The following is a 22,033-nucleotide window of genomic DNA, read 5'->3' as shown; positions in this document are numbered from 1 at the left end:
GGGTGCATCCGGCGCCTCGCCGCGAATCGGCACGGACAAGCACGCCCCGTACGCAAAATCTGTCAGAACCTGTCAAAAGAGTCGTACGCCGATCCGCTGGAGCCCCACGCACCCATTCCCCACCGCCTCCGGCGAGGGAACCCCACTCGAGGAAGCTGATGTCTCACCTTCGCGAACCGGCCGCACGCGCAGACCGCCGTGAGGGCGGGCGGCACGGCAGGCCGGGACCCCGCAACGCCTCGCCGCTGCCCGAGACCCACATACGCCGGCAGCTGCTGCGCACCGCGGTCCTGCCCGCGGTCGCCGTCGCCCTGTGCGGGTCGGCCGCCGTCCTGTTCACCCTCCGCTCCGCGCACCTCGCCCCCACACCCGAGCTCTGGTCCGTCCTCGCCGGCGCGGGCGCCGTCGCCGTCGCCGGCATCGCGGCGGCCGCCATCAGCGCCGACCGCACCGCGCGCGCCACCCTCGACCGGCTCACGTCCCTGCGCAGAACGAGCGCGCGCGGCCAGTCCGACCTGCGCGGACTCGTCGAGCAGCTGCGCCGCGGCGAGAGCCTGCCCGCACGCCGTACGCCCACACAGCCGGCCCCGTCGGGCGACGAATTCGACCTGCTCGCCGAGGAGTTGAACCGCGCGCACGACATGGCCGTCGCCTCCGTCGTGCAGGCCTCGCAGCTGTCCAGCCACGCGGGCAGCGAGCAGAAGGTCGAGGTCTTCGTCAATCTGGCCCGCAGGCTGCAGTCCCTGGTGCACCGCGAGATCCAGCTCCTGGACGAGCTGGAGAACGAGGTGGAGGACCCGGAGCTGCTCAAGGGCCTCTTCCACGTCGACCACCTCGCCACCCGCATCCGCCGGCACGCCGAGAACCTCGCCGTCCTCGGCGGCGCGATCTCGCGCAGGCAGTGGTCCCACCCGGTCACCATGACCGAGGTGCTGCGCTCCTCGATCGCCGAGGTCGAGCAGTACTCGCGGGTCAAGCTGGTGCCGCCGATCGACGGGACCCTGCGCGGGCACGCCGTCGCCGACGTCATCCACCTCCTCGCCGAACTCGTCGAGAACGCCACGGTGTTCTCCGCCCCGCACACCCAGGTGCTGCTGCGGGCAAGCCATGTCACCGCGGGCCTCGCCGTGGAGGTCGAGGACCGCGGACTCGGCATGCCGGTCACCGAGCAGAACAAGATGAACTCCCTGCTCTCCGACCCCGACCAGGTCAACGTCGCCAGCCTGCTCTCCGACGGGCGGATCGGCCTCTTCGTGGTCTCCGCGCTCGCCCGCAGGCACGGCGTCGCGGTGCGGCTGCAGACGAACATCTACGGCGGCATCCAGGCCGTGATCGTGCTGCCCCAGGGCCTGCTCGGCTCCGAGCCGCAGCCGCAGCAGGGCCAACAGGCCGCAGACGCACCGCAATCCCAGCAGTCGCAGCAGGGCCAGCAGGCGCAGCAAGGCGCACAGGTCCCCGCGGTCGCCGCCGCCCCGGTGGCGGGCCGGGTCCCCGTCGCGGTCCCGGCCGGATCCGGCGCCACGAACGGCGCCGTCGCGATGGCAAGCGCGCCAGACCAGGCGCCGGTCCTGCCGCGCAGGGCGGAGGCCCCGGCCCTCACCCTGCACACGAGCCACACCGGCCATGCGACGCACACCGGTCACGCGGGCCACGCGAGCAACGCGGGTCATGCGAGCCACACCGGCCACGCGGGCCATGCGAGCACCGCGGGCCACGCGAGCACCGCAGGCAACGCGGGCCTCACCGCACAGGCCACCGCCTCGATGGCCCATGTGCCGCTGCAACCGGGACCCGACGACGCGGCCGGCATCGCCGCCGCAACCCCGTTGCCCGTACGGGCGACGCACGAGGAGCGGCCCAACCCGGCGGAGGCCCTGCCCGGGATCCGCCCCGAGGAGCGGTCCGTGGCCGCCGAGCACAGCGCGGCCCCCACCTCCGGAGGATCGGGCGGATCCGTACGCGGCACCATGGGCCGGCCCCAACTGCCCAAGCGACGCGCCCAGGAACACCTGGTGCCCCAACTGCGCGACGCACCCGCCGCACCCGCACCGGACAACGGCCACCTCGTGGGCCACGACCCCGGCCTGATGGCGGCCTTCCAGCGCGGCATCGGCCTCGCCGAGGCACATGGCGACCCGGACCACGACAGCGAGCAGAACGGTGGGCACGACCGCCACCACGACCTCGACGACAACTCCCGGCGGGAGGGCCGCAGTCCGGCCGGCTGACCCCACCCGCCCGGCAGCTCCGGCCGCTGACCTCGGCCGGAGCCCCGTACCACCGACACCCCCACGCATGACCCCCGTACCCCAAGGAGCCGACCACCATGGCGAGCGAAGTACCGACCGGCCATGTCTCCGACCTCGACTGGCTGTTGAGCGGCCTGGTGCAACGCGTGCCGCACACCCGCAGTGCGGTGCTGCTCTCCTCCGACGGACTGGTCAAATCGGTCCACGGCCTAGACCCGGACAGCGCCGACCACATGGCCGCGCTCGCCTCCGGGCTCTACTCGCTCGGCAGAAGCGCCGGCGCCCGCTTCGGGGACGGCGGCGAGGTCCGCCAGGTAGTGGTGGAACTCGCGTCCACGCTGCTCTTCGTCTCCACCGCGGGCTCCGGCACCTGCCTCGCCGTGCTCGCCGGGCGCGACGCGGACGCCGCCGTCCTCGGCTACGAGATGGCGATGCTGGTCAAGAGCGTACGGCCGTATCTGATCACCCCGGCCCGACAAGCCGCGGAGCCGACGGCGCTGAGGCCCTGAGCATGGCGGCCCCGCAGGACGGGCCATGGCTCGACGACGCGGCCGGCCGGCTCGTCCGTCCCTACACGGTGAGCAACGGCAGGACCCGGCCGACCGCGGCGCTCGACCTGCTCTCCCTGGTGATGTCGACCGGCACCTCGCCGGTCGGCCACATGGGCCCGGAACACACACAGGCGCTCGGCCTGTGCCGTGGCGGGCCCACCTCGGTCGCGGAGATCGCGGCGCAGCTGAGACTGCCCGCGGTGGTGACCAAGGTGCTCCTGTCCGATCTCGTCGACTGCGGGGCGCTCACCGCGAAGGCGCCCGGCTTCCGCCACCACCCCACCGACCGGTCACTACTGGAGGCAGTGCTCGATGGTCTACGACGACGGCTCTGAAGCCTTCACCGCCGACGCCTTCACCGACGAGGCCCGCGACCTCACCCCGGGGGAGTCGGTCGACGACCTCTTCCCCGACGCCCTGAAGATCCTGATCGCGGGCGGCTTCGGCGTCGGCAAGACCACCTTCGTGGGCGCGGTCAGCGAGATCGAACCGCTCAGCACGGAGGAGCTGCTGACCACGGTCAGCGTGGCCACCGACAGCCTGGAGGGCGTCGAGCACAAGACCACCACGACCGTGGCCATGGACTTCGGACGGATCACCCTCGACGACCGCCACGTGCTCTATCTCTTCGGCACCCCCGGCCAGGAACGCTTCTGGTTCATGTGGGACGAGCTCTCCGAGGGCGCCCTCGGCGCCGTCGTACTCGCCGACACCCGCAGGCTCGAGGACTGCTTCTCGGCCGTCGACTTCTTCGAGCGGCGGGGCATCGGATTCGTCGTCGCGGTCAACGAGTTCGACGGTGCGTACCGCTACGAGCCCGAAGAGGTCCGCTCGGCCATAGACCTCCGACCCGATGTGCCGGTCCTGCTGTGCGACGCACGCATCTCCAGCTCCGGCATCCAGACCCTGGTGACGCTGGTCCAGCACCTGCTCACCACCACACCGGCACCTAGCTCGAGCTACGGAGCGCACACATGACGTACGACCCCACAGGGCATCTGCTTCTCACTCCGATCGACAAGGAGGCGCCGAGCCGGGTGCAGCGGCTGCGCCAGCTCGGCCTCGGTGACCAGCCCGACCCTGCCTTCGACGCGTTCGCCGACCGGCTTGCCGAGGTCACGGGTGCGCCCTTCTCGATGGTCAACTTCATTGATGAGAACCGGCAGTTCTTCGCCGGGCTGCACACCCCGCAGGGCACACACTCGGGCACCGAGCTGGGGGCTGCCGCGGCGAGCAGTGGGGTGAGCCGCTACATGGCGCGGGACCACGGCTACTGCCCGCATGTGGTGGTGCGCCGCAAGGCCCTGGTCCTTGAGGACGTCTGTGACTATCCCCGGTTCGCCGGGAACCCGGTGGTCGACGAGATCGGCATCCGCTCCTATCTGGGGGCGCCGCTCATCGACCGTACGGGCATGGCGCTCGGCACCATCTGCGTGGTCGACACCGAGCCGCGCCCCTGGGGGAGGGCGGGGCTCGAGACGATCAAGTCCCTTGCGGCCGAGCTGATCGAGCAGATCCACCGCCGGGAGGACGGGCGGATCTGACCCGGCTCACCGGTTCGCGCAGCCGGCTCAGCGGCTCGCGAATCCGGTGCACCGGCCCCGTCGTCCGTCGGTTCAGGCGACGGCGGTACGGAGCTGACGGGGGACCTTGACCGGGGGCTGGGGCTCCGCCTCGGCTCGCGCGGGCTCCGTGCGTACGTACTCCGACAGGCGTTCGGACCAGCTGCCTTTGGCGGTGCCGAGAGCTACTTCGGCCAGGCGCAGGAGTTGGATGTCGGAGGTGCCTGCGGGGGCGAAGATGTGGTGTGCGTCGCGGAGGAAGCGTTCGATGGGCCGGTCGGTGAACAGGCCGGCGGCCGCGTGGATTTCCATGGCGTTGCGGGCGGAGTCGAGGGCCGATTCGACGTTGACGAGTTTGGCGTTCATCAACTCCGCGTCGCAGGAGGCGCCCTGGTCCAACAAGAAGACCGAGTGGTATGCGGCCAGCCGGGCCGTCATCAGCCTCGACTGCATCTGGCCCAGCTTCAGCTTGATGTTGGCCAGCTCGTACAGCGGCTGGCCGTAGCGGTGCCGCTCGGTGCAGAAGCGGGTCGTCTCGTCCAGTAACGCCTGGTGGATGCCGAGCGAGACCGCGGTCAGGTTCGCCCGGCCGTAGAGCACGCTGGAGGAGTAGGCGACCGCCAGGCCGTCGCCTTCCTTGCCGAGCCGGTTCGCGGCAGGTACCCGGCAGTTGTCGAAGTACAGCTCGCCGAAGCTGAAACCGTGCAGGCCCATGGTGTCGCGTGGGGCGCCCAGCGAGAATCCGGGGCGATCCGATTCGACGAGGAACGCCGTCAGACCCTTCGAGCCGGGGCCAGTGCGGACCACGACGCCGTGCAGGTCGCCGACATGGCTGTTGCCCACGTACACCTTGCGGCCGCTCAGGAGGTAGTCGTCGCCGTCGCGGACCGCGCTGGCGGTCATCCCGAGGACGTGGCCACCGGATTCGGGTTCGGTCACCGCGATCGTGGGCAGGCAGTCGCCCGCCGCGACGGCCGGCAGCCACGTCTTCTTCTGTGCCTCGTTGCCGAAGTGCACGATCTTCGCAACGCCCAGCTGCGAGGCCTGCGCCATCGCACCCATGGCGCCGCTCACCCTCGACAGCTCCTCGATGATGATGGTCTTGGCGAGGTGTCCGACGCCCATCCCGCCGTACTGGCGGGCCACCGTCGCGCCGATCCAGCCCTGGCGGGCTATCAGCCTCGACAGCTCGTGCTGCACGGTGCGGGTGGCCTCCATCGCCGCCACCCGTGGCCGGACCTCGCGTTCGGCGAAGCCACGTACGTCTTCTCGGAGTTGATGGTGAAGCTCACTCGTGAAGTAGCTGCCCATCGCGAGCCCTCTTCCGTGAAACGCCTGCTCGCAGGGTTGTTCGAGCAGGTGACACCTCGGTAGTGGCCCCGTCCCGAACGGCCCCTCACACCATCTTGTTGAACCTTTGGCAACGTACAAGATCGCGACGTAACTTTGGCCAAAATGCGGATAGTTGACGTTTGGTCGGATCTTGTGGGGTGTGGTGGGTCCTGTCCGGTCCACCTCCGTGGCATTCCCCCCGTTCATCGCCCTGCCACATGCCAAAGGCAAAGGTTTCGTGGGCATATGGCACGGAGGGTCAGGTAGGCGGCCTCAGATGCTCAGAGTGTCTCCTTCTGGGAAACGAATTCGGACACTGTCTTCCTCTACGGAGCAGGAAATGGACTCCTGGAGTGCGCGCGGATGTATCACATCCTGAGACAGGGCGACCAGCGTGACATGTACGCTCTCGCCGCCCGGGTGTGCGGACTTGAGCAGATAGGGCGTCGCCGAATGCGCTCCGAGGGCATTGGCCGCCACCTCGCGGGCGATGCCGGCCTCCTCGTCCCAGCCGTACAGGCCGACAACTGCGCTGGTCAGCCCCGTTTCGGTGCGCGTGAGCGCCCAGCCGGGACCGTGCTCGACGTGCGGGCGTACCGCACCGGCCACCGCGTGCCCGCCCTCCCGGACCGTCACTCCGGCCGGTGCCTGCACTCGGTGCACACGAATCTCCCAGGGCCCATGCAGCACACTGGTCGACTCGATCGGGAAAAGCTCGTCCCTGTCCGGAAGTTGTGCATCCTGACGCGATGAAGCCACCCGTCCCGCACACCTCAAGGGGTGAATACGGCCACGGCGCGAAGGTGTGCCGGACGGCGTGAGCAGCGCGAAGTGGTTGTCCACGGCGCGCGCCCAGGCGTGCTCCGCGGTCTCGGGCGCCGTCGCCGTGGAGTAGCCGAGCTTCGCGTAGTGCGGGTCGTCCCGGGGCGGGACGGGGCCGTCGTGCGGGTGGTGGTCGCTGCCGTGGTTCACCAGGCGCACGATGCCGTCGTGCCGGGTGCCGTGCAGCAGCCAGCCCGGTGCGGGCAGCGCCGTGTACTGGTCCGACTCCTCGACGGGCAGCGGGAGTTCACGCTCCGTCCACACCGCGTGGTCGGCCGGCAGGAGCAGCCCGAGGAAACCCTTGCTTGCCCAGTAAGGGGAAGCAGGACCCGAGTACGGCTGTGTGGACGGCAGGAACGGCCCGTACCAGCCGAGCGACAGGAGACCCCGCTCGTCCGGCACCCCGCGCTCCACGAAGTGCCGCGCCGTGCCCGAGGCGAGGCGGCGGGTCAGGCCCGGCGCGAGCGGCGAGCAATCGGCGAGGGCGCCCATCCAGACCGGGGCGACGGAGGCGAAACGGTACGTCAGTGAGCGGCCCTGGTGCACGGGCGCGCCGTCGGCGCCGAAGAAGTGGGCGTAGCTGTTCAGGAATTGGGACAGGCGCTCGCGGTAGACCTTGCCGCGGCCGCCGTCGCCTCCTGCCTGGCCGGGTCCCTCGCCTCCTTCGTGTCCCTCATTGCCGGCGGCCGTCGCCATGCGCGACCACAGCAGGGGGTACAGGTGCATGGCCCAGCCGTTGTAGTAGTCGAAGTTGCGGCCGTCACCGTCGCTGTACCAGCCGTCGCCCAGATACCAGTCCTCGATCCGGTCCAGGCCGCCGTCGATGTCCGCCTGGCTGAACGGAGCGCCCACCGACGCCAGGAACTGCTCGGACACCACCTGGAAGAGCCGCCAGTTGTTGTCCCAGGTGCGTGCCCCGACGAACCCCGAGAACCAGTCGACGACGCGCTGCTGCACCCTGCCGTCGAGCCGGTCCCAGATCCAGGGGCGCGTCTCGTGCAGGGCGATGGCGATGGAGGCGGCCTCCACCATCTGCTGGGAGCAGTCGGTCAGTCGGGGCCAGGCCTCACCGGAGGCCGGGTCGGTGCCCGCTGTCAGACCCTGCGCGTACCGTTCGATCAATCGGGGGTCCGCATCCCCGCGGGCCCCGCCGATCCTGAACGCCGCGAGCAGAAACGATCGCGCGTACCCCTCGAGCCCGTCCGACACCACACCCGACCAACTGGCCCGTCCCGGCAGGCGGTACTGCGCGAAACCCGGCGTGGCATACGGCACGAGCGCGTCCAGCAACCGGTCGGCAAGCGCCTCCCAATGGGCCCGCGTCCAGCCGGTGTAGGGCGAGCGGACGCGGTCGGCGGCGGGGAGGGGGAGGTGGGGTGCCGGGCCAGGTGACGCCGGGTCGGGGGATGCGGGACGAGGGGATGTGGGCACGGGTCTGCTCCGTCCAGAGGGGTCGGGGGCACCTGGGGGCCCTGGCTTCCGGTTCGTGGATCGACCGCGCTGGGTCGACCGTCCTTGTCGGCGCAGTGCGTAAGGCTGGTCCACTGCGCTGGTTGACGCAGAGCGTAAGCGCTTACTAGGTTGCGGCGCCATGGCTGAGACCCCCGCTCGCACCCGGCCCGACCTGCGCCTCGGCATCCTCGGATACGGGCTGCGCGGCTCCCTCGCCCGCACGGCCCACCGGCCGGGACAGGGCGCCGTGGTGCATGCCCTCGCCGATCCGGACCCGGCGGCCCGGACCCTGGCGGCCCGGCACTTCCCCGGCGTCGACCTCACCGACGACCCGTACGAGATCATCGCCCGCCCGGACATCGACGTCGTGCTGATCCTGACCCCCGACCACACGCACGCCGACCTCGCCTGTGCGGCTCTGCGGGCAGGCAGACCTGCGTTCGTCGAGAAGCTCCTGGACATCACCGTCGAGCGCTGCGACGACATCCTGCGCACGGCCCACGCGACGGGGTGTCTACGGCCGGCTCTCCAGCACGTCGACCGACAACTCCCGCACGACGCCCTCATCCACCTCGACCCCGAGACCGGGTCCGCCCGGCACATGTGCGACGCCCTTGTCGACCGTGACCGTGGGGCCCGCGTACGGCGAGTCGAGGAACTGGCGGCCGTTCAGGTCGACCGGGGTGTCGATGCCGAACGCCGCGAAGAGGTGCAGCGAGGCGGCGAGGCCCAGGTCCGAGTCCGTCAGGCCCGACCCCATCAGACGTACGCCACTGTCCTCGGCCAGCGCGCACAGCCGCCGCGACAGGGTGAGCCCGCCGCTGCGCTGCACCTTGGCGATGGCGACGTCCACCGCTTCCAGGCGGATGAAGGTGGCCAGATCGCCGGGGTGGCGCAGGGACTCGTCGAGGGCGATGGGCACGGGGGACAGGTCGCGCAGCCGGCGCAGTCCGGGTATGTCGTTGGCGGGCAGGGGCTGTTCGAAGGCGGTGACGCCCAGGTCGTCGAGGCGGCGGGCGATGCGCAGGGCGCTGTGCACGGAGTAGGCCTGGTTGGCGTCGACCCACAGGGGTGCGGCCGGCGCGTGCTCACGCACCGCCGCGACCACCGCCACGTCCGTGGCCTCGTCGTGCAGACCGATCTTGACCTTGAAGGCGCGATGTCCGAGGCCAAGACCCTCCGCCACGCTGTCGCCGACCTCCTCGGGCGACTGCCCCGACACGATCCAGCCCAGGGCCAGTGTCTCGGTCCGCCGCTGCCCCCACAGCACTCCGAGCGGTACGCCTGTGGCGCGGCCCAGGAGGTCGTGCAGGGCCACGTCCACCGCGGACTTGGCGAGTGGGGCGCCGATGCTGAAGCCGCGGTTGACCGCGCGGTCGAAGGCGCGGTCGACACCGTCCAGGTCCCAGGCCGGGCGTCCGAGTACGGCCGGGGTGAGGTAGCGGTCGATGGTGGTGACGATGGACTCGGCCGTCTCGTACGTCCACGCCGGAATGGGTGTGGCCTCGCCCCACCCGTGCACGCCGTCGGCGGAGACCTTGACCAGGATCCGGATGCTGGGCCGCCCGGCAACGGCCACCGCGCCGCCGGACACGCCGAAGGAGCGGCGGGTGGGGAGGGCGACGGCGAAGGTCTCGATGCGGTCGACGGTCAGGCCGGTGAGGTCCGTCGGAGCGGTCGGAGTGGCCGGAGGGGTCGGCCTCGGTGAGCCGGGAGGCGGAGGCTGCGTGGGGGAGGGCATCGTCAATGGTCCCTTTCCGCTGGTGAGTTGGGCCGGGCCGTGCTCGCGCGCAGCACCACTTCGCCGCTGAAGCGCTCCACGCGGGAGCGTCGGCCGCGCGGCTCGCGCAGGGCGAGGGCGATGGCGCTGTGCCCCATGCGGGTCAGGGGGAGCGCGACCGTCGTGAGGGGCGGGGTGAGTTCACGTACGAGAGGGATGTCGTCGAACCCGGCGAGGGAGACGTCCTCGGGCACCCGCAGACCCTGCTCGCGAAAGGCGGCGAGGGCTCCCACCGCCATCACGTCGGTCACCGCGAAGACACAGGTGGGGCGGTGGCCGCGACGCAGCAGCTCGGTGGCCGCGAGGTGCCCGCCGTCCCGGGTGAAGGCGCCGTGGACGATGTGCTCGGGCCGCAGGGGGACCCCGGCTTCGGCGAGTGCTTCGCGGAAGCCGGCGAGGCGGTCGGCGACCGTGGTCAGCTCCGGCGGCCCGCTGAGCACGGCGAACTCGCGGTGTCCCAGGCCGAGCAGCGCCCGGGCGAGGGAGGCGGCGCCTTCGCGGTTCTCCGGGAGCACGGTGTCGACGCGCAGACTGCGGTGGCGGCTCACGACGGCGACCCGGCCGCCGCCGCGCAGGTACGGGGTCAGCTCGGCGTCCAGTGAACGCTCCCAGGCGCGGTCCTGGAAGCCGGAGCCGATCAGGAGGATGGCGCGGGCGCGCTGGGCGCGGAGCATCGAGATGTACGCGATCTCGCGGGCGGGCGCACGGAAGGTGGAGGCCAGCATGACGAGCAGGCCCTGCTCGGCGGCGGCGCGCATCACGCCGCTGGCGATGGCGGCGAAGTAGGGGTCGCTGACGTCGTGGCAGATGACGCCGACGGTGTTGTTGGACGCGCTGGCCAGGGCCTGGGCGTGGGCGTTGGGGATGTAGCCGAGTTCGCCGGCCGCTGTCAGGACGCGTTGGCGCAGGTCCTCGCGGACGCGGGCGGTGCCGTTGAGGGCGCGGGACGCCGTGGCGGGGGAGACGCCCGCCGCGCGGGCCACGGCGTGCAGGGTGATGTGGGGTTGCGGGGCGTGGGGGTCGGGGGCCTCCACCCGTTCGCTCACTCGCGCCCCCCTTCGGGCGTCTCGGAGACAGGACGCTGCAGGAAACGGCGTCGTACGAAACGGCGTCGGAGGAAGCGGCGCCGGTCGAAACGACGTCGTACGAAACTTCGGGACGACCTATTGACCGGTCAGTCAGGTGGTCATTAGCGTGGCTGACACCCTATCAGAAAGCGCTTTCTGAAAGCGTTTTCCCGAAAAGTTCCCCACAATTGCCGTCCGCCTCAGGGGAGTTCCTCGTGAGTCAGAGCGCACTGTCCGCACCACCCGTGAAGACGGCGGGAGTTGCGGTGCGGGACCGGCCGCCCCTGCGTCAACGTGTGCTGGACGCCGCGGAGAAGAGCTGGCGCCCCGTGGTGCTGCTCCTCGCCTGCTTCGTGGCCTGGTGGGTGATCGCCGCGGCCGAGCTGGTGGAGCCCTATCTCGTGCCGTCTCCGGGCAGCACGCTCGACGTACTCCTGGACAAGCCCGACTACCTCTGGCAGCACAGCTGGGTGACGACGTACGAGACGCTCCTCGGTTTCGTGATCGCCGTGGCCGTCGGTGTGTTCGCCGCCGTGATCATGGTCTATTCGTCCACCGTCGAGAAGACGCTCTATCCCATCCTGCTCTTCGCGCAGGTCGTTCCGAAGATCGCCATCGCCCCGCTGTTCGTCGTGTGGCTGGGCTTCGGCATCGGGCCCAAGATTCTGATCGCCGTGCTGATCGCCTTCTTCCCCGTGGTCATCTCCATGGTCACCGGCCTCAAGGCGGTCGACCCGGAAATGCTGCAGCTCTCCTCGACGATGGGGGCGAGTTCGTGGCAGACCTTTGCGAAGATCCGCTTCCCGGCCTCGCTGCCGCATCTGTTCTCCGGGCTGAAGGTGGCCGTCACGCTCGCCGTCACGGGCGCGGTCGTCGGCGAGTTCGTCGGGGCGAACGAGGGCCTTGGATATGTGATCCTCCAGGCCAACGGCAACATGGACACCCCGATGCTGTTCGCCGGGCTGCTCGTCATGTCGCTGATCGGCGTGGTCCTCTTCGTGCTCGTCGAGATCGCCGAAAAGCTGCTGCTTCCCTGGCACGCGAGCCGCAGGGACGCCTCCGCCACCACCGCGTACTGACAGCACCCGCGTACCGCGTACCGCGTACCCCCACGCACCGACCCGACGTCCGCTCGCGAAAGGTCCGGCCCACATGCACCCGCGCAGAACCCTGATCGCCCTTGTCCCTCTGATGCTGGTCGCCGCCACCGCGTGCGGCGGGGACGACTCGGGCACGACCACCACCAAGGACGGCAAGAAGCTCGACAAGGTGACGCTGACGCTCAACTGGTACCCGTACGGCGAACACGCGCCCTTCTACTACGGCAAGCAGCAGAAGATCTTCGAGAAGCACGGCATCGACCTGAACATCCAGGCCGGCCAGGGCTCCCAGAAGACGGTGCAGGCGACCGGTGCCGGGCAGACCGACTTCGGCTGGGCGGACACGCCCGCCGTGCTCTCCGGGGTCGAGGCGGGTGTGAACGTGAAGAGCCTCGGGGTGTTCCTGCAGACGACCCCCGCCTCCGTCCAGTTCTTCGCGGACAAGGGCATCAAGGGGCCCGCCGACCTCAAGGGCAGGACGATCGCGGGCACGGCGGGGGATGCGCTGTCCAAGACGTTCCCGACGTTCCTGAAGAAGAACGGCATGGCCGAGTCCGACGTCAAGGTCCAGAACACCGACCCGGCAGGCAAGATCGCCGCCGTGATCTCGGGCCGTACCGACGCGCTGCTCGGGTACGCCAGCGACCAGGGCCCCACCATGGCGCACAAGGCCAAGAAGGACGTGGCGTATCTGCGCTTCTCCGAGCACGGCCTCAACTTCTACTCCAACGGCCTCATCGCCGGGCCCAAGACCCTTCAGGGCAAGGGCGATCTGGCCAAGCGCATGGTGCAGGCGGTGAGCGAGTCGTGGGCGGCCGCCGAGAAGGAGCCCGGGCCCGCGGTGGCCTCGATGGACGGCGCGTCCGATCAACTGCCTCCGAAGGAAGTGCTTTCCGAGCAGTTCAAGACGACCGTGACCCTGCTGCACACCGACGCGACCAAGGGCAAGGAGCCCGGCGTCAACACGGAGGCGGACTGGCAGCAGACCATCGACGTCTTCGCCGACGCCGGCATGATCAAGAGCGCCAAGCCGGTCGGCGACTACTGGGCGTCGGACGTGGCGCTGAAGGGCTGAGCATGAGGAACGACGCGAGGCTGAAACCAGAGACCGATGTGGCGCTCAAGAAGGCCGACGACGCCGTGCCGCCGGCGGTGGACAGCATCGTCCCCGCGGTCGGCATCCACACCGTGGACGTACGCTTCCGCAGCAAGAAGCGCGATGTCACCGCCCTGCGTGACGTGTCGCTCGACGTCGGCATGGGTGAATTCGTGGCCATCGTCGGACCGTCGGGCTGCGGCAAGTCGACGCTCCTGAAGCTGGTCGCGGGCCTGCTCGCGCCGTCGTCGGGGGAGGTGCTGCTGCAGGGCGAGCGGGTGACGGGTCCACGCCACGACATCGGGTACGTCTTCCAGCGGGCTGCCCTCCTCGAGTGGCGCACGGCCCGGCGCAACATCCTGCTCCAGGCGGAGATGCGCAAGCTGCCGGGCGCGCAGGCACGCGCGCGTACCGACGAACTCATCAGGATGACCGGCCTGGAGGGCTTCGAGGACGCCTATCCGCACGAGCTGTCGGGAGGTATGCAGCAACGCGTGGCGCTGTGCCGGGCGCTGCTGCACCAGCCGCCGGTGCTGCTGATGGACGAGCCGTTCGGCGCTCTGGACGCGCTGACCCGGGAGCAGATGAACGTCGAGCTGCACCGCATCTGGCGGGAGACCGGCACCACCGTGCTCCTGGTGACGCACTCGATCGCCGAGGCCGTCTATCTCGCCGACCGGGTGGTGGTGATGAGCCCCCGCCCGGGCACCATCACGGAGATCATCGACGCCGGGCTCCCGGCCGAGCGCGACTACGCGGACACCATGGGACGCCCGGAGTTCCGGGACGCCACGACCCATATCCGGGGCCTGCTCGGCACGGTCGCGGAACACGACTGACCGACCCTGAACCGAGCGCGGGAAGCAGCCGCATGTGGGTGGGCCCCACCTCCTCATCGAGGAGGTGGGGCCCACCCACATGCGACTTGTCTTCCCCTCAATACCGCAGCGCCGCCAGGTAGTTGTAGCTGTTCCTGGCCGTGGCGAACGGATCGGCCGGCTGGTCGTGCTCCACCAGCCACTGCTTGACCCCGCCGACATGCGCGTCGGCGAACATCGTGGCGAAGTCGAGCACCCCCGATCCCACATCGGCGAAGTCACCGTTCGGCGCCATGTCCTTCACGTGCAGCGCCGGGAAACGATGCCGATGCCCGGTGAAGTACGCGGCCGGATCCGCGCCGCCCTTCGTCGCCCAGTAGACGTCCAGCTCGAAACCGACCAACTCGGGATCGGTCTCCTTGACCAGGACGTCGTAGAGCACCTCGCCGTCGACCACCGCATGGTCCGTGCCGTGGTTGTGGAAGAGCAGCCGCCCGAGCCCCGCCTCCCGCGAGGCGCGCCCGATCCGGTTGAACTCCCGCGCCGCCTCCCGGAATCCGGCCGGCGAGTGCAGGGCGCCCGGCAGGCTCGGCACCACCGGCCAGGCGGCGCCGAGCGTGTGCAGGTCGTCGAGGGACTGTGCCAGGCCCGGGCCCTTGAGGATGTCGTACGAGACGTGCTCCAGGACCGCCCGCAGACCGGTCGCGTCGAGCATCCCGCGGATGTCCGCCGCACTGTTCCCGTGCCGCCCGCTGACACCGACCGTGGCGTAGCCGATCTCCGCGAGCCGCTCCAGGGTGCCGCGGAAGTCCGTGGCGAGCGGGGTGCGCATCGTGTAGAGGTGCATGCCGATGCCGCCGCGCGGGATGCAGCGTCGGCGCTCGGAGGCGTACGAGGGTGTGGCGAGCCCCGCGGTCAGACCGAGGCCGAGCCCCAGTGACGTACCGAGAAACGCTCTTCTGGTGCCGTTGAAGGTGCTGTTGAAGGTCATGCCTGTTCTTCGCCCGAAGGCCATACGTCCTCGCCTCCTCAGCGCACCGTGACGCGGACCGCGCCCGTCGTGGTGTCGCCCTTGTCGTCGGTGACGGTCAGATGGGCCGTATAGGAGCCCACGCGCGCGTAGCTGTGATCGGCGCTCGCGCCCTGTTCGCCGGTTGGCTTGGTGTTGTCACCGAAGTCCCAGTGGTACGAGGCCACTTGGCGGCCCGGCAGCACCTTGACCGTGCCCTTGAGCTGCACCGCCAGCGGGGCCGGCCCCTCGGCGGGTGTGGCCGTGACACCCACCTCGGTGGCCGGGCGCTTCTCCACGCCGGGGCCGTTGAAGTGCAGCCAGTCCAGCGCGAACAGGTCGGGCTTGTCGCCGGCCCACGCGGGGTTGGTGAAGACCGCGTACAGCTTCACCGTGCCGCCCGGGTCCTTGAGCGCGGTCGTCGGCGAGACGACATTGCCCCAGCCTCCGGTGCTCGGCACGCTCACCTTGCCGAGGAGATCGCCGGTCGGGGACCCGGCCCGGAACTCGACGTCACCGCCGAGACCGCCCGAAGCGGCGCCGACCGTCACGGAGTCGATGCCCTTGAGGTGCACCGGATCGAAGCTGATCCAGTCCTTGTCCTCGATCTCGGTGAGCCGCTTGCCGCCCGAGGCATCCGGGCGGGAGCCCACCTGGGCGCCTCCGTGCGCCCCTCCGGTCGTCGTAAAGTGCTCGGCCTCCCGGAAGGTCGTCCGCAGCGTCAGAGCGGCCGAACCGGTCAGCGCGGGGACGCCGCCGGGTCCGCCCTTGTCCTCGTACTGGGCGGTGATCCCGTAGTACAGGTTCTGTCCGGGACCGTGACTGTCCCCGGCGTCGGTGACGATCTCGCCCGCGCACCCCGTGTAGTTGTCCAGGGGATGCAGATGGGAGTCATGGCCGAGCTGCGACTGGACGACGACCTTCTTGCAGTCGATTTGCCCGTCCTCCACATCCTTGACCTTGATCTGGAACGGGATGGTGTCCCCGAAGGCGAACATGCCGCCGTTCGGCGGGGATTGGATGGTCACCTCGGGCCGGGTGTTGCCGACGGTGATGTCGTGCACGGCGAGCGCGGTCAGCTGCTTGGGCGAGGTCACCTTCAGACGTGCGCTGAACCGGCCCTTCTGCGTGTAGGTGTGCGTCGGAGCGGCCTCGGTCGAGTCGGTGTCGCCGTCCCCGTCGAAGTCCCACGCGTAGGTGACCGGCGTGCCGTCCGGCAGCCCCGAGCCCGCGCTGGAGAACTTGACCGTCAGCGGCGCGGTGCCGTTGTCAGGCGCGGCCGTGATGCGCGCCTCCGGGAGGCGGTCGTCGCCCACGTAGTCGATCCGATAGATCCCGGAGCCCTCGTTGCTGCCGCCGCGTCCCGTGCCGCTGCCCAGCCCGAAATCGATGACATACAGGGCGCCATCGGGCCCGAAGTCCGCGTCGAACGGCTGGTTCCACTTCATGTCCCCGAAGACGGAGTTGATGGAGTGGAGATCACCGGCCTTGGCGGCGGGGAAGCGCGGATCGGTGAACGTCTGGTCCTTCTGCTGTATCGAGAAGGACTTGAAGAACGTCCGCGTGAGCTCGTAGTTGAGCCACTTCCCCTCGAAGGCCTCGGGGAATTTCGTGCGGTACGTGTTGTCCGCGTCGTAGTCGTAGACGGGGCCGCTCATCGGACCGCCGCCGCCCGTGCCCAGCTCGGGGAATTCCGCCGACGCAGAATAGGCGTACCAGACCAATGCCTTCTGCGCGGGCGGCAGTTCCCGTAGCCCCGTGTTGTTCGGCGAGTCGTTGACGAGGGCCGCGCAGTCGAATTTCGCCCCGGAGGTCTTCGTCGCGAAGTCGTAGTCGTTGAACGGGGTGTTGTTGCCGACGCAGTACGGCCAGCCGTAATTGCCCGCCTTGGTGATCCGGTTGAACTCGACCGTGCCCTCAGGGCCGCGGTTCGGGTCGGCGGCACGGGCGTCCGGGCCGTAGTCGCCGACGAGGAGGGCGCCGCTGAGCGGGTCGGTGGTGATGCGGAACGGGTTGCGCATGCCCATCGCGTAGATCTCAGGACGCGTCTTTTCCGTCCCCGGCGCGAAGAGATTCCCCTCCGGAACGGCATACGTCCCGTCGTTCTTCGGCGTGACCCGAAGTACCTTGCCCCGCAGGTCATTGGTATTGCCCGAGGTGCCCTGCGCGTCCCAGGCGCGGCGCCCCTCGCGCTCGTCTATCGGGGCGAATCCGTCCGAGGCGAACGGGTCGGTGTTGTCCCCGGTGGCGACGTACAGATTCCCCTTCTTGTCGAAGGCGATAGACCCGGCCATATGCGAATTGGCCCGCCCCTCGCCCCGCAGGGTGGGAATGGTCAACAGCCGCTTCTCGGACGCCATGCCGACCTTGCCGCCGCTCTCCGTGAACCGCGACAGATTGATCCGTTTCTCGGTCTTGTCCGAATGCAGCAGATATAGCCAGTGGTTGTCGCCGAACCGTGGATCGAGGGCGAGGCCGAGCAGTCCGTCCGACTGGCTCGTCATGTCCGGGGTGTACGCGAGGTCGAGCGCGGTGGAGACCTTCAGCGTCTCCTGGTCGATGATTTTCAGCTTGCCGGTGCGCTGGATGAAGAACACCCGGCGATCCGGCGCGACGGCCAGCTCGAACGGGTCGGCCAGATCGCTCGTGGCCAGCGGGGTGCGCTGGAAGGCGCCGGTCTTCGTCGCCGTGCAGTCACCCGGCTTGCTGCCGGCCGCCCACTCGATGCCGCCGAGCAGATGCTTGAGGAAACCCTCCTCCTGGAAGGCCGACTTGGCGTGCCCGCCGGCGGTGTACCAGGAGCGGCCGCCGTCATAGTTCTGGCACCAGGACCACGGGTGGTCGACGCCCTCGTCCAGGCCGGTGATGCCGTCGCGCACCTTGATCTGCGCGAGCGTGTGCACCTTCCCGGTGGGATTGGTGCGCCAGTTGTACCACTCCTCCGTACGCTCCCAGAGCTCGGGAAGGCCCTTCGTGGAGGGGTGCGCCTGGTCGAGGACCTTGATGCGGCCCGTCTGCACCTCTGGGTGCTTGTCGAAGATCGCGCCGACCAGGCCCTCGTACCAGCCCCAGTCCCGCTCGCTCGCGGAGGCCGCGTGCAGGCCGACCCAGCCGCCGCCCGCGCGGATGTACTTCTGCAGGGCGATGCGCTGCTCGGCGTTCAGCAAGTCGCCCTTCTCGGGCGTGGAGTTGGTGTTGTTGAAGACGATCGCCTGGAAGCGGGCGAGATTGGTGTCGGTGAACGCGCCGGCGTCGTCGGTCGCCTCGACCTCGAAGCCGTGCTCGCTGCCCAGCTTCTTGATCGCGTCGATGCCGGCCGGGATGGAGTCGTGGGCGAAGTTCGTGACCTTGGAGAAGACCAGGACGCGAACCGGTGCCGCCTCGGCTCGGGAGGGCGAGCTCAGGCCCAGGCTGAGCACGAGTGCCAGCAGGGCGATGAGGACCGTGAGGGGCGAGGGCGACCGGACGTGACGTCTTCGCGAGGCACGCGCGCGTGGCCGGTGAGGGGGCCCGGTCCGGCGCGTGGGGGCGGGCGAGGGCGAACTCGTGCTCATTGGGCGCTCCCTGGGCAGGTGGACGGCTACGACGGCGGTTGAGGGGCCGCCGTGAGGGGTGGGGAAAGCGCTTTCTGAGGTGCGTCGTTCAGGGTAGGTCGCGGGCATCTGGGGGGTCAATGGGTCGTAAGGGCCTTGAGCGGCAAGGGAGTTGACGCCGTCCGTACTCATGGCGCACTACAGGAGGTACTGGCTCCGCATGAGGCGGCGGCGCCGGGGGAGAGGACAGGAATGACCTACAGCACGGGCACCACACAGGCGCGCGACGGCGCGCAGATCGTCACCTACACCTGGCTCCCCGAAACCGGCCACCCGCGCGGTCAGCTGCAGATCGCCCACGGCGCCGCCGAACACGGCCTGCGCTACGACCGGTTCGCCCGGCACCTCGCCGCACACGGCTACGCCGTCATCGCCTCGGACCACCGCGGCCACGGCGCCACCGCCACGGCCACCGGCCTCGGCGTGACCGGCCCGGACGACGACGAACGTGACTCATGGCGCGCCATCGTCGACGACCTCAAGGCCATCGGCGACCAGGCCCGCGCACTGCACCCCGGCATCCCGTACGTCCTGCTCGGCCACAGCCTCGGCTCGATGTTGGCCCGCGACTACGCCCAGGAGTACGCCGACGACCTCGCCGGCCTCATCCTCAGCGGCACGTTCCGCTCGCTGCCCGGCGCCGAGATCGACGAATCGGTCGCCCGCCTCGAACGGGAGATCGCCGAGGGTGGCCGCAGCGCCCTGTCCGGCTACATCCCGGAGCGCTTCGCCTCGTTCAACGACCCCTACCCGCACCGCACCGGCTTCGAGTGGCTGTCACGGGATGCGGCCGAGGTCGACAAGTACGTCGCCGACGAGCGCTGCGGCTTCCCCTTCTCCGCAGGCCTCGCCCTGGACTGGGTGCGCAACATCCGCAAGATCAACGACCCCCGGAACATCGCCCGCACACCCGCCGACCTGCCCGTCCACATCGCGGTCGGCACGGCGGACCCCTGCAACCAGGGCATGACGCTCGTGTACGAACTCCTCGAGGACTACCGCTACGCGGGCCTGACCGACCTCACGTGGAAGGCGTACGACGACGCCCGGCACGAGATCCTCAACGAGACCAACCGGGCGGAGGTGATGGCGGACCTGACGGCCTGGCTGGACAAGCACGTGTGACGTCGTGTGCCTGATGGTGCGCACGGGCTTACGGGCTTAGGGGCTTACGGGTGCACGGGCGATTGGGTGATCGTTGTCAGTGGTGTGCCCTACGGTCATCCCATGGCCGCACGACTGACCTCCGCCGACGTCCGCAAGCTCGCGCTCTCCCTCCCGGAGACCACCGAGAAGATCGCCTGGTCCATGCCCACGTTCCGGGTGGCGGGCAAGATGTTCGTCACCCTGCCCGAGGAAGAGACGTCGATAGCCGTCCGCTGCCCCAAGGAGGAGCGGGACGAGCTGGTGCTCGCGGAGCCGGACAAGTTCTGGATCGCCGAGCACGAGGCGGGCTTCGCCTGGGTGCGGGCACGGCTCGCCGCGCTGGAGGACGCCGACGAGTTGCGGGACATCCTCGCGGACTCCTGGCGTCAGGCGGCGCCGGGGAGGCTCCTCGAGGACCATCCCGGGCTCGGGACGGCCGCGGGGGAGTGAGCGGGCGGGGGAGTGAGCGGGCGGGGGAGTGAGCGGCGGGCGGCCCGGTGGGCCGCCCGTGAGGTCCGCCCCCTAGGGCGTCAGCGGCCGAGGAAGCCGGCGATCCGCTCCCGCAGCGACACCACGTCCAGCCCATGGGCGGCCAGGTGCTCGTCCATGTCGCCGTACTTCCGCAGCTCGCGACGCGCGACCCCGAGGCCGAGCACGCGGTGTGGCACATCGGCCAGCGCGTCGTTCGCCGCGGCAGTCGACGTACCCGCCAGATACGGCTCGACGACCACCACATCGGCCCGCCCGCCCACGGCCCGGCGCAGCCCCTCCGCGTCGAACGGCCGCACCGTCGTCGCGTACAGCACCGTCACATCCAGCCCTTCGACCGCCGCCAGGACGTTGTCCAGCATCGGCCCCACGGCAACGACCGTGCGGCCGCGCCCCTCACGCACGGTGCGGAAATGCACGCCGTCGACCGCCAGCCCGGCCGCGTTCGACTGCTGCGACAGCCGTACGTAGACCTTGTCGTCCCCCGCCGCGACCGCGTGCCGCAGCAGCGTCTCGGCCTCGTCCGGATGGCCCGGCACATGCACGGTCCACCCGTCCAGGGTGTCGAGCAGCGCCACATCACCCGGCGACATGTGCGTGAAGCCGCCCGCCGGCCAGTCGTAGGAGCCGCCCGCACCGACCAGCACACCGCCCACGCCCTGGTGCCCGAAGTCGAGCTTGACCTGCTCGAAGGGTCGCTCCACGAGGAAGCTGGAGAAGGTGTGCACCACCGGCCGCAGCCCGGTCAGGGCGAGACCGGCGCCGGTGCCGATCAGCAGCTGCTCGCGGATGCCGACGTTGATGACGCGCTCCGGATGCCTGCGCTCGGCGTCCTCGAAGCGGTCCCGGCTGATCTCGGCGAGAACGAGGGCGAGCCGGGGGTCCTCATCAAGGAGCTCGGTGGTGGTGGCGGCGAAGCGGTCCCGCATGGTGTCCATGATCATCAATCCTTTTGAGGCGTGGAGACGGTTGGGGGTCAGGCGTTCTTCGGCTCGACATGGGCGACGACCACATGGGGCCGGCCGGCATGAGGCGTGGTGTAGGCCGCGTACAGCGCGGCGTGGTCCCGCCCGTCCACCTCCACGGCGGACCAGCCCGCCGCCTCGAAGCGGGCCGCGATCCCGCCGGGCCGCGCATGGCTGGCCGAGGCGTTGTCGATCACGAGGACATTGAGCCGGTCCAGCCCCGCCGGCCCCGCGAAGGCGATGGCCTCGTGATTGCTGCCCTCGTCCAGCTCGGCGTCCCCGACGAGAACCCACACCTGCGGCTCGACAAGCCCCTGCGCCCGCAGCCCCAGCGCCGTACCCACCCCGAGCGGCAGGCCGTGCCCGAGCGATCCGCTGCCGATCTCGGCACCCGGCACGAGCACCCGGTCCGGGTGATGCCCGAGCAGCGAGTCGTACGCCCCGAAGCCGGGCAGCTCGTCGACGGGGACGAACCCCTTGGCGGCAAGCACCGCGTAGTAGGCCATCGGCCCGTGCCCCTTGGAGAGCAGGAACCGGTCGCGCTCCGGGGCGCCCGCGGTCGCGGGCGTCACACGCAGTACCCGGTCGTACAGCACCCAGAGCGCATCGAGCGTGGAGGTCGCGGCGGGCCCGTGCTTCTCGTCGCCGGTCATGAGACCCATGAGTCCGGGCAGGTCCGCGTACCCGTACGAACGGGTCGAGGGGGTCGCGGTGGGGTCTGCTGCTGTCCTGGTGAGATCCGCTGTCGTCGTCATGACAGGGATCGTGCAACCTGAACCAAACTTGAGGTCAAGCCCTCGCAGGCTCAGGTGTGTGCCGGTGCCGGTGTACCCGCGCGCCGTAAAACGCGTTCACGACCACGGTCCCGAGTGCGGTATTGTTTCCGTGCGCGTCCGGCCAGGGGAAACCCCAGGTCAGATGAGCACCGGGACGTGGCGCAGCTTGGTAGCGCACTTGACTGGGGGTCAAGGGGTCGCAGGTTCAAATCCTGTCGTCCCGACA

The 22,033-nt window shown here is 70.1% G+C and carries 18 protein-coding genes, 1 tRNA gene and 1 pseudogene; 12 read left to right on the top strand and 8 right to left on the bottom strand.

Features of this window, described 5'->3' with window-relative positions; translation table 11 throughout:
• Positions 1-158: 158 nt before the first annotated feature.
• The 5 genes from OG430_RS09040 to OG430_RS09020 all read left to right on the top strand — a co-directional run bounded on the left by OG430_RS09040 (position 159) and on the right by OG430_RS09020 (position 4,344).
• Positions 159-2,228 carry an ATP-binding protein gene (locus OG430_RS09040; protein WP_327351915.1) on the top strand — a complete coding sequence of 690 codons (2,070 nt, stop codon included), beginning with the start codon at positions 159-161 and terminating at the stop codon, positions 2,226-2,228.
• A 98-nt stretch (positions 2,229-2,326) separates the two neighbouring features.
• Positions 2,327-2,758, top strand: a complete 432-nt coding sequence (locus tag OG430_RS09035) for a roadblock/LC7 domain-containing protein (RefSeq protein ID WP_327351914.1) — start codon at positions 2,327-2,329, stop codon at positions 2,756-2,758.
• 2 nt (positions 2,759-2,760) lie between these two features.
• A complete protein-coding gene (locus tag OG430_RS09030) occupies positions 2,761-3,135 on the top strand; it encodes a DUF742 domain-containing protein (RefSeq protein WP_327351913.1) in 375 nt (124 codons plus the stop codon).
• Positions 3,113-3,778 carry a GTP-binding protein gene (locus OG430_RS09025; RefSeq protein WP_327351912.1) on the top strand — a complete coding sequence of 222 codons (666 nt, stop codon included), beginning with the start codon at positions 3,113-3,115 and terminating at the stop codon, positions 3,776-3,778. Before OG430_RS09030 ends, OG430_RS09025 begins: the two co-directional genes overlap by 23 nt.
• Complete coding sequence (locus OG430_RS09020; protein WP_327351911.1) at positions 3,775-4,344, top strand: GAF domain-containing protein; 570 nt, start codon at positions 3,775-3,777, stop codon at positions 4,342-4,344. The genes OG430_RS09025 and OG430_RS09020 overlap by 4 nt, the downstream gene beginning before the upstream one ends.
• Before the next feature lie 72 nt (positions 4,345-4,416).
• On the opposite strand, the gene OG430_RS09015 is transcribed toward OG430_RS09020, so the two are convergent.
• Together OG430_RS09015 and OG430_RS09010 are read right to left on the bottom strand one after the other, a co-directional pair.
• Positions 4,417-5,673 carry an acyl-CoA dehydrogenase family protein gene (locus OG430_RS09015; RefSeq protein ID WP_327351910.1) on the bottom strand — a complete coding sequence of 419 codons (1,257 nt, stop codon included), beginning with the start codon at positions 5,671-5,673 and terminating at the stop codon, positions 4,417-4,419.
• Between the two features lie 294 nt (positions 5,674-5,967).
• Positions 5,968-7,947, bottom strand: coding sequence for a DUF2264 domain-containing protein (locus OG430_RS09010; RefSeq protein ID WP_327351909.1), 1,980 nt, complete (start codon positions 7,945-7,947; stop codon positions 5,968-5,970).
• A gap of 160 nt (positions 7,948-8,107) precedes the next feature.
• On the opposite strand from OG430_RS09010, the pseudogene OG430_RS09005 reads away from it, so the two are divergent.
• A pseudogene (locus OG430_RS09005) lies at positions 8,108-8,422 on the top strand (Gfo/Idh/MocA family protein); the annotation flags it as partial.
• Between the two features lie 60 nt (positions 8,423-8,482).
• On the opposite strand, the gene OG430_RS09000 reads toward OG430_RS09005, so the two are convergent.
• Both OG430_RS09000 and OG430_RS08995 read right to left on the bottom strand, forming a co-directional pair.
• Complete coding sequence (locus tag OG430_RS09000; protein ID WP_327351908.1) at positions 8,483-9,709, bottom strand: mandelate racemase/muconate lactonizing enzyme family protein; 1,227 nt, start codon at positions 9,707-9,709, stop codon at positions 8,483-8,485.
• A gap of 2 nt (positions 9,710-9,711) precedes the next feature.
• Positions 9,712-10,746 (bottom strand): LacI family DNA-binding transcriptional regulator, encoded by a 1,035-nt coding sequence (locus tag OG430_RS08995; RefSeq protein ID WP_327359008.1) that lies wholly within the window; start codon positions 10,744-10,746, stop codon positions 9,712-9,714.
• A 284-nt stretch (positions 10,747-11,030) separates the two neighbouring features.
• Here OG430_RS08995 and OG430_RS08990 point away from each other — a divergent pair, with 284 nt between their 5' ends.
• The 3 genes from OG430_RS08990 (at position 11,031) to OG430_RS08980 (ending at position 13,850) form a co-directional block, all read left to right on the top strand.
• Complete coding sequence (locus OG430_RS08990; RefSeq protein WP_327351907.1) at positions 11,031-11,894, top strand: ABC transporter permease; 864 nt, start codon at positions 11,031-11,033, stop codon at positions 11,892-11,894.
• Between the two features lie 73 nt (positions 11,895-11,967).
• Positions 11,968-12,990: an ABC transporter substrate-binding protein gene (locus OG430_RS08985; RefSeq protein WP_327351906.1), complete on the top strand. Its 1,023-nt coding sequence runs from the start codon at positions 11,968-11,970 to the stop codon at positions 12,988-12,990.
• Positions 12,991-12,992: 2 nt separating this feature from the next.
• Positions 12,993-13,850, top strand: coding sequence for an ABC transporter ATP-binding protein (locus tag OG430_RS08980; RefSeq protein ID WP_442816454.1), 858 nt, complete (start codon positions 12,993-12,995; stop codon positions 13,848-13,850).
• A 97-nt stretch (positions 13,851-13,947) separates the two neighbouring features.
• Here OG430_RS08980 and OG430_RS08975 read toward each other — a convergent pair whose 3' ends face one another.
• Both OG430_RS08975 and OG430_RS08970 read right to left on the bottom strand, forming a co-directional pair.
• Positions 13,948-14,820 carry a sugar phosphate isomerase/epimerase family protein gene (locus OG430_RS08975; RefSeq protein ID WP_327351905.1) on the bottom strand — a complete coding sequence of 291 codons (873 nt, stop codon included), beginning with the start codon at positions 14,818-14,820 and terminating at the stop codon, positions 13,948-13,950.
• 38 nt (positions 14,821-14,858) lie between these two features.
• On the bottom strand, positions 14,859-18,392 hold the full coding sequence (locus tag OG430_RS08970; RefSeq protein WP_327351904.1) for a ThuA domain-containing protein: 3,534 nt from the start codon (positions 18,390-18,392) through the stop codon (positions 14,859-14,861).
• 231 nt (positions 18,393-18,623) lie between these two features.
• Here OG430_RS08970 and OG430_RS08965 point away from each other — a divergent pair, with 231 nt between their 5' ends.
• Together OG430_RS08965 and OG430_RS08960 are read left to right on the top strand one after the other, a co-directional pair.
• Positions 18,624-19,556: an alpha/beta hydrolase gene (locus tag OG430_RS08965; protein ID WP_327351903.1), complete on the top strand. Its 933-nt coding sequence runs from the start codon at positions 18,624-18,626 to the stop codon at positions 19,554-19,556.
• Positions 19,557-19,658: 102 nt separating this feature from the next.
• Positions 19,659-20,027 (top strand): MmcQ/YjbR family DNA-binding protein, encoded by a 369-nt coding sequence (locus tag OG430_RS08960; protein WP_327351902.1) that lies wholly within the window; start codon positions 19,659-19,661, stop codon positions 20,025-20,027.
• Between the two features lie 80 nt (positions 20,028-20,107).
• On the opposite strand, the gene OG430_RS08955 is transcribed toward OG430_RS08960, so the two are convergent.
• Together OG430_RS08955 and OG430_RS08950 are read right to left on the bottom strand one after the other, a co-directional pair.
• Positions 20,108-21,004 carry a transketolase family protein gene (locus OG430_RS08955; RefSeq protein ID WP_327351901.1) on the bottom strand — a complete coding sequence of 299 codons (897 nt, stop codon included), beginning with the start codon at positions 21,002-21,004 and terminating at the stop codon, positions 20,108-20,110.
• A 38-nt stretch (positions 21,005-21,042) separates the two neighbouring features.
• Entirely contained in the window at positions 21,043-21,786 is a 744-nt protein-coding gene (locus tag OG430_RS08950) for a transketolase (protein ID WP_442816453.1), read from the bottom strand.
• A 171-nt stretch (positions 21,787-21,957) separates the two neighbouring features.
• Between OG430_RS08950 and OG430_RS08945 the strand changes: the two genes are divergently transcribed.
• Positions 21,958-22,031: transfer RNA gene (locus OG430_RS08945), tRNA-Pro, on the top strand.
• Positions 22,032-22,033 lie beyond the last annotated feature (2 nt).

Source organism: Streptomyces sp. NBC_01304 (assembly GCF_035975855.1).
Lineage (GTDB): Bacteria > Actinomycetota > Actinomycetes > Streptomycetales > Streptomycetaceae > Streptomyces.
This window is presented reverse-complemented; position numbering and strand designations above follow the sequence as displayed.

Coding starts and splice junctions, on each gene's coding strand:
- OG430_RS09040 (WP_327351915.1), top strand. CDS start 159: ATGTCTCACCTTCGCGAACCGGCCGCACGCGCAGACCGCCGTGAGGGC.
- OG430_RS09035 (WP_327351914.1), top strand. CDS start 2,327: ATGGCGAGCGAAGTACCGACCGGCCATGTCTCCGACCTCGACTGGCTG.
- OG430_RS09030 (WP_327351913.1), top strand. CDS start 2,761: ATGGCGGCCCCGCAGGACGGGCCATGGCTCGACGACGCGGCCGGCCGG.
- OG430_RS09025 (WP_327351912.1), top strand. CDS start 3,113: ATGGTCTACGACGACGGCTCTGAAGCCTTCACCGCCGACGCCTTCACC.
- OG430_RS09020 (WP_327351911.1), top strand. CDS start 3,775: ATGACGTACGACCCCACAGGGCATCTGCTTCTCACTCCGATCGACAAG.
- OG430_RS09015 (WP_327351910.1), bottom strand. CDS start 5,673: ATGGGCAGCTACTTCACGAGTGAGCTTCACCATCAACTCCGAGAAGAC.
- OG430_RS09000 (WP_327351908.1), bottom strand. CDS start 9,709: ATGCCCTCCCCCACGCAGCCTCCGCCTCCCGGCTCACCGAGGCCGACC.
- OG430_RS08985 (WP_327351906.1), top strand. CDS start 11,968: ATGCACCCGCGCAGAACCCTGATCGCCCTTGTCCCTCTGATGCTGGTC.
- OG430_RS08980 (WP_442816454.1), top strand. CDS start 12,993: ATGAGGAACGACGCGAGGCTGAAACCAGAGACCGATGTGGCGCTCAAG.
- OG430_RS08975 (WP_327351905.1), bottom strand. CDS start 14,820: ATGACCTTCAACAGCACCTTCAACGGCACCAGAAGAGCGTTTCTCGGT.
- OG430_RS08970 (WP_327351904.1), bottom strand. CDS start 18,392: ATGAGCACGAGTTCGCCCTCGCCCGCCCCCACGCGCCGGACCGGGCCC.
- OG430_RS08965 (WP_327351903.1), top strand. CDS start 18,624: ATGACCTACAGCACGGGCACCACACAGGCGCGCGACGGCGCGCAGATC.
- OG430_RS08960 (WP_327351902.1), top strand. CDS start 19,659: ATGGCCGCACGACTGACCTCCGCCGACGTCCGCAAGCTCGCGCTCTCC.
- OG430_RS08955 (WP_327351901.1), bottom strand. CDS start 21,004: ATGGACACCATGCGGGACCGCTTCGCCGCCACCACCACCGAGCTCCTT.
- OG430_RS08950 (WP_442816453.1), bottom strand. CDS start 21,786: ATGACGACGACAGCGGATCTCACCAGGACAGCAGCAGACCCCACCGCG.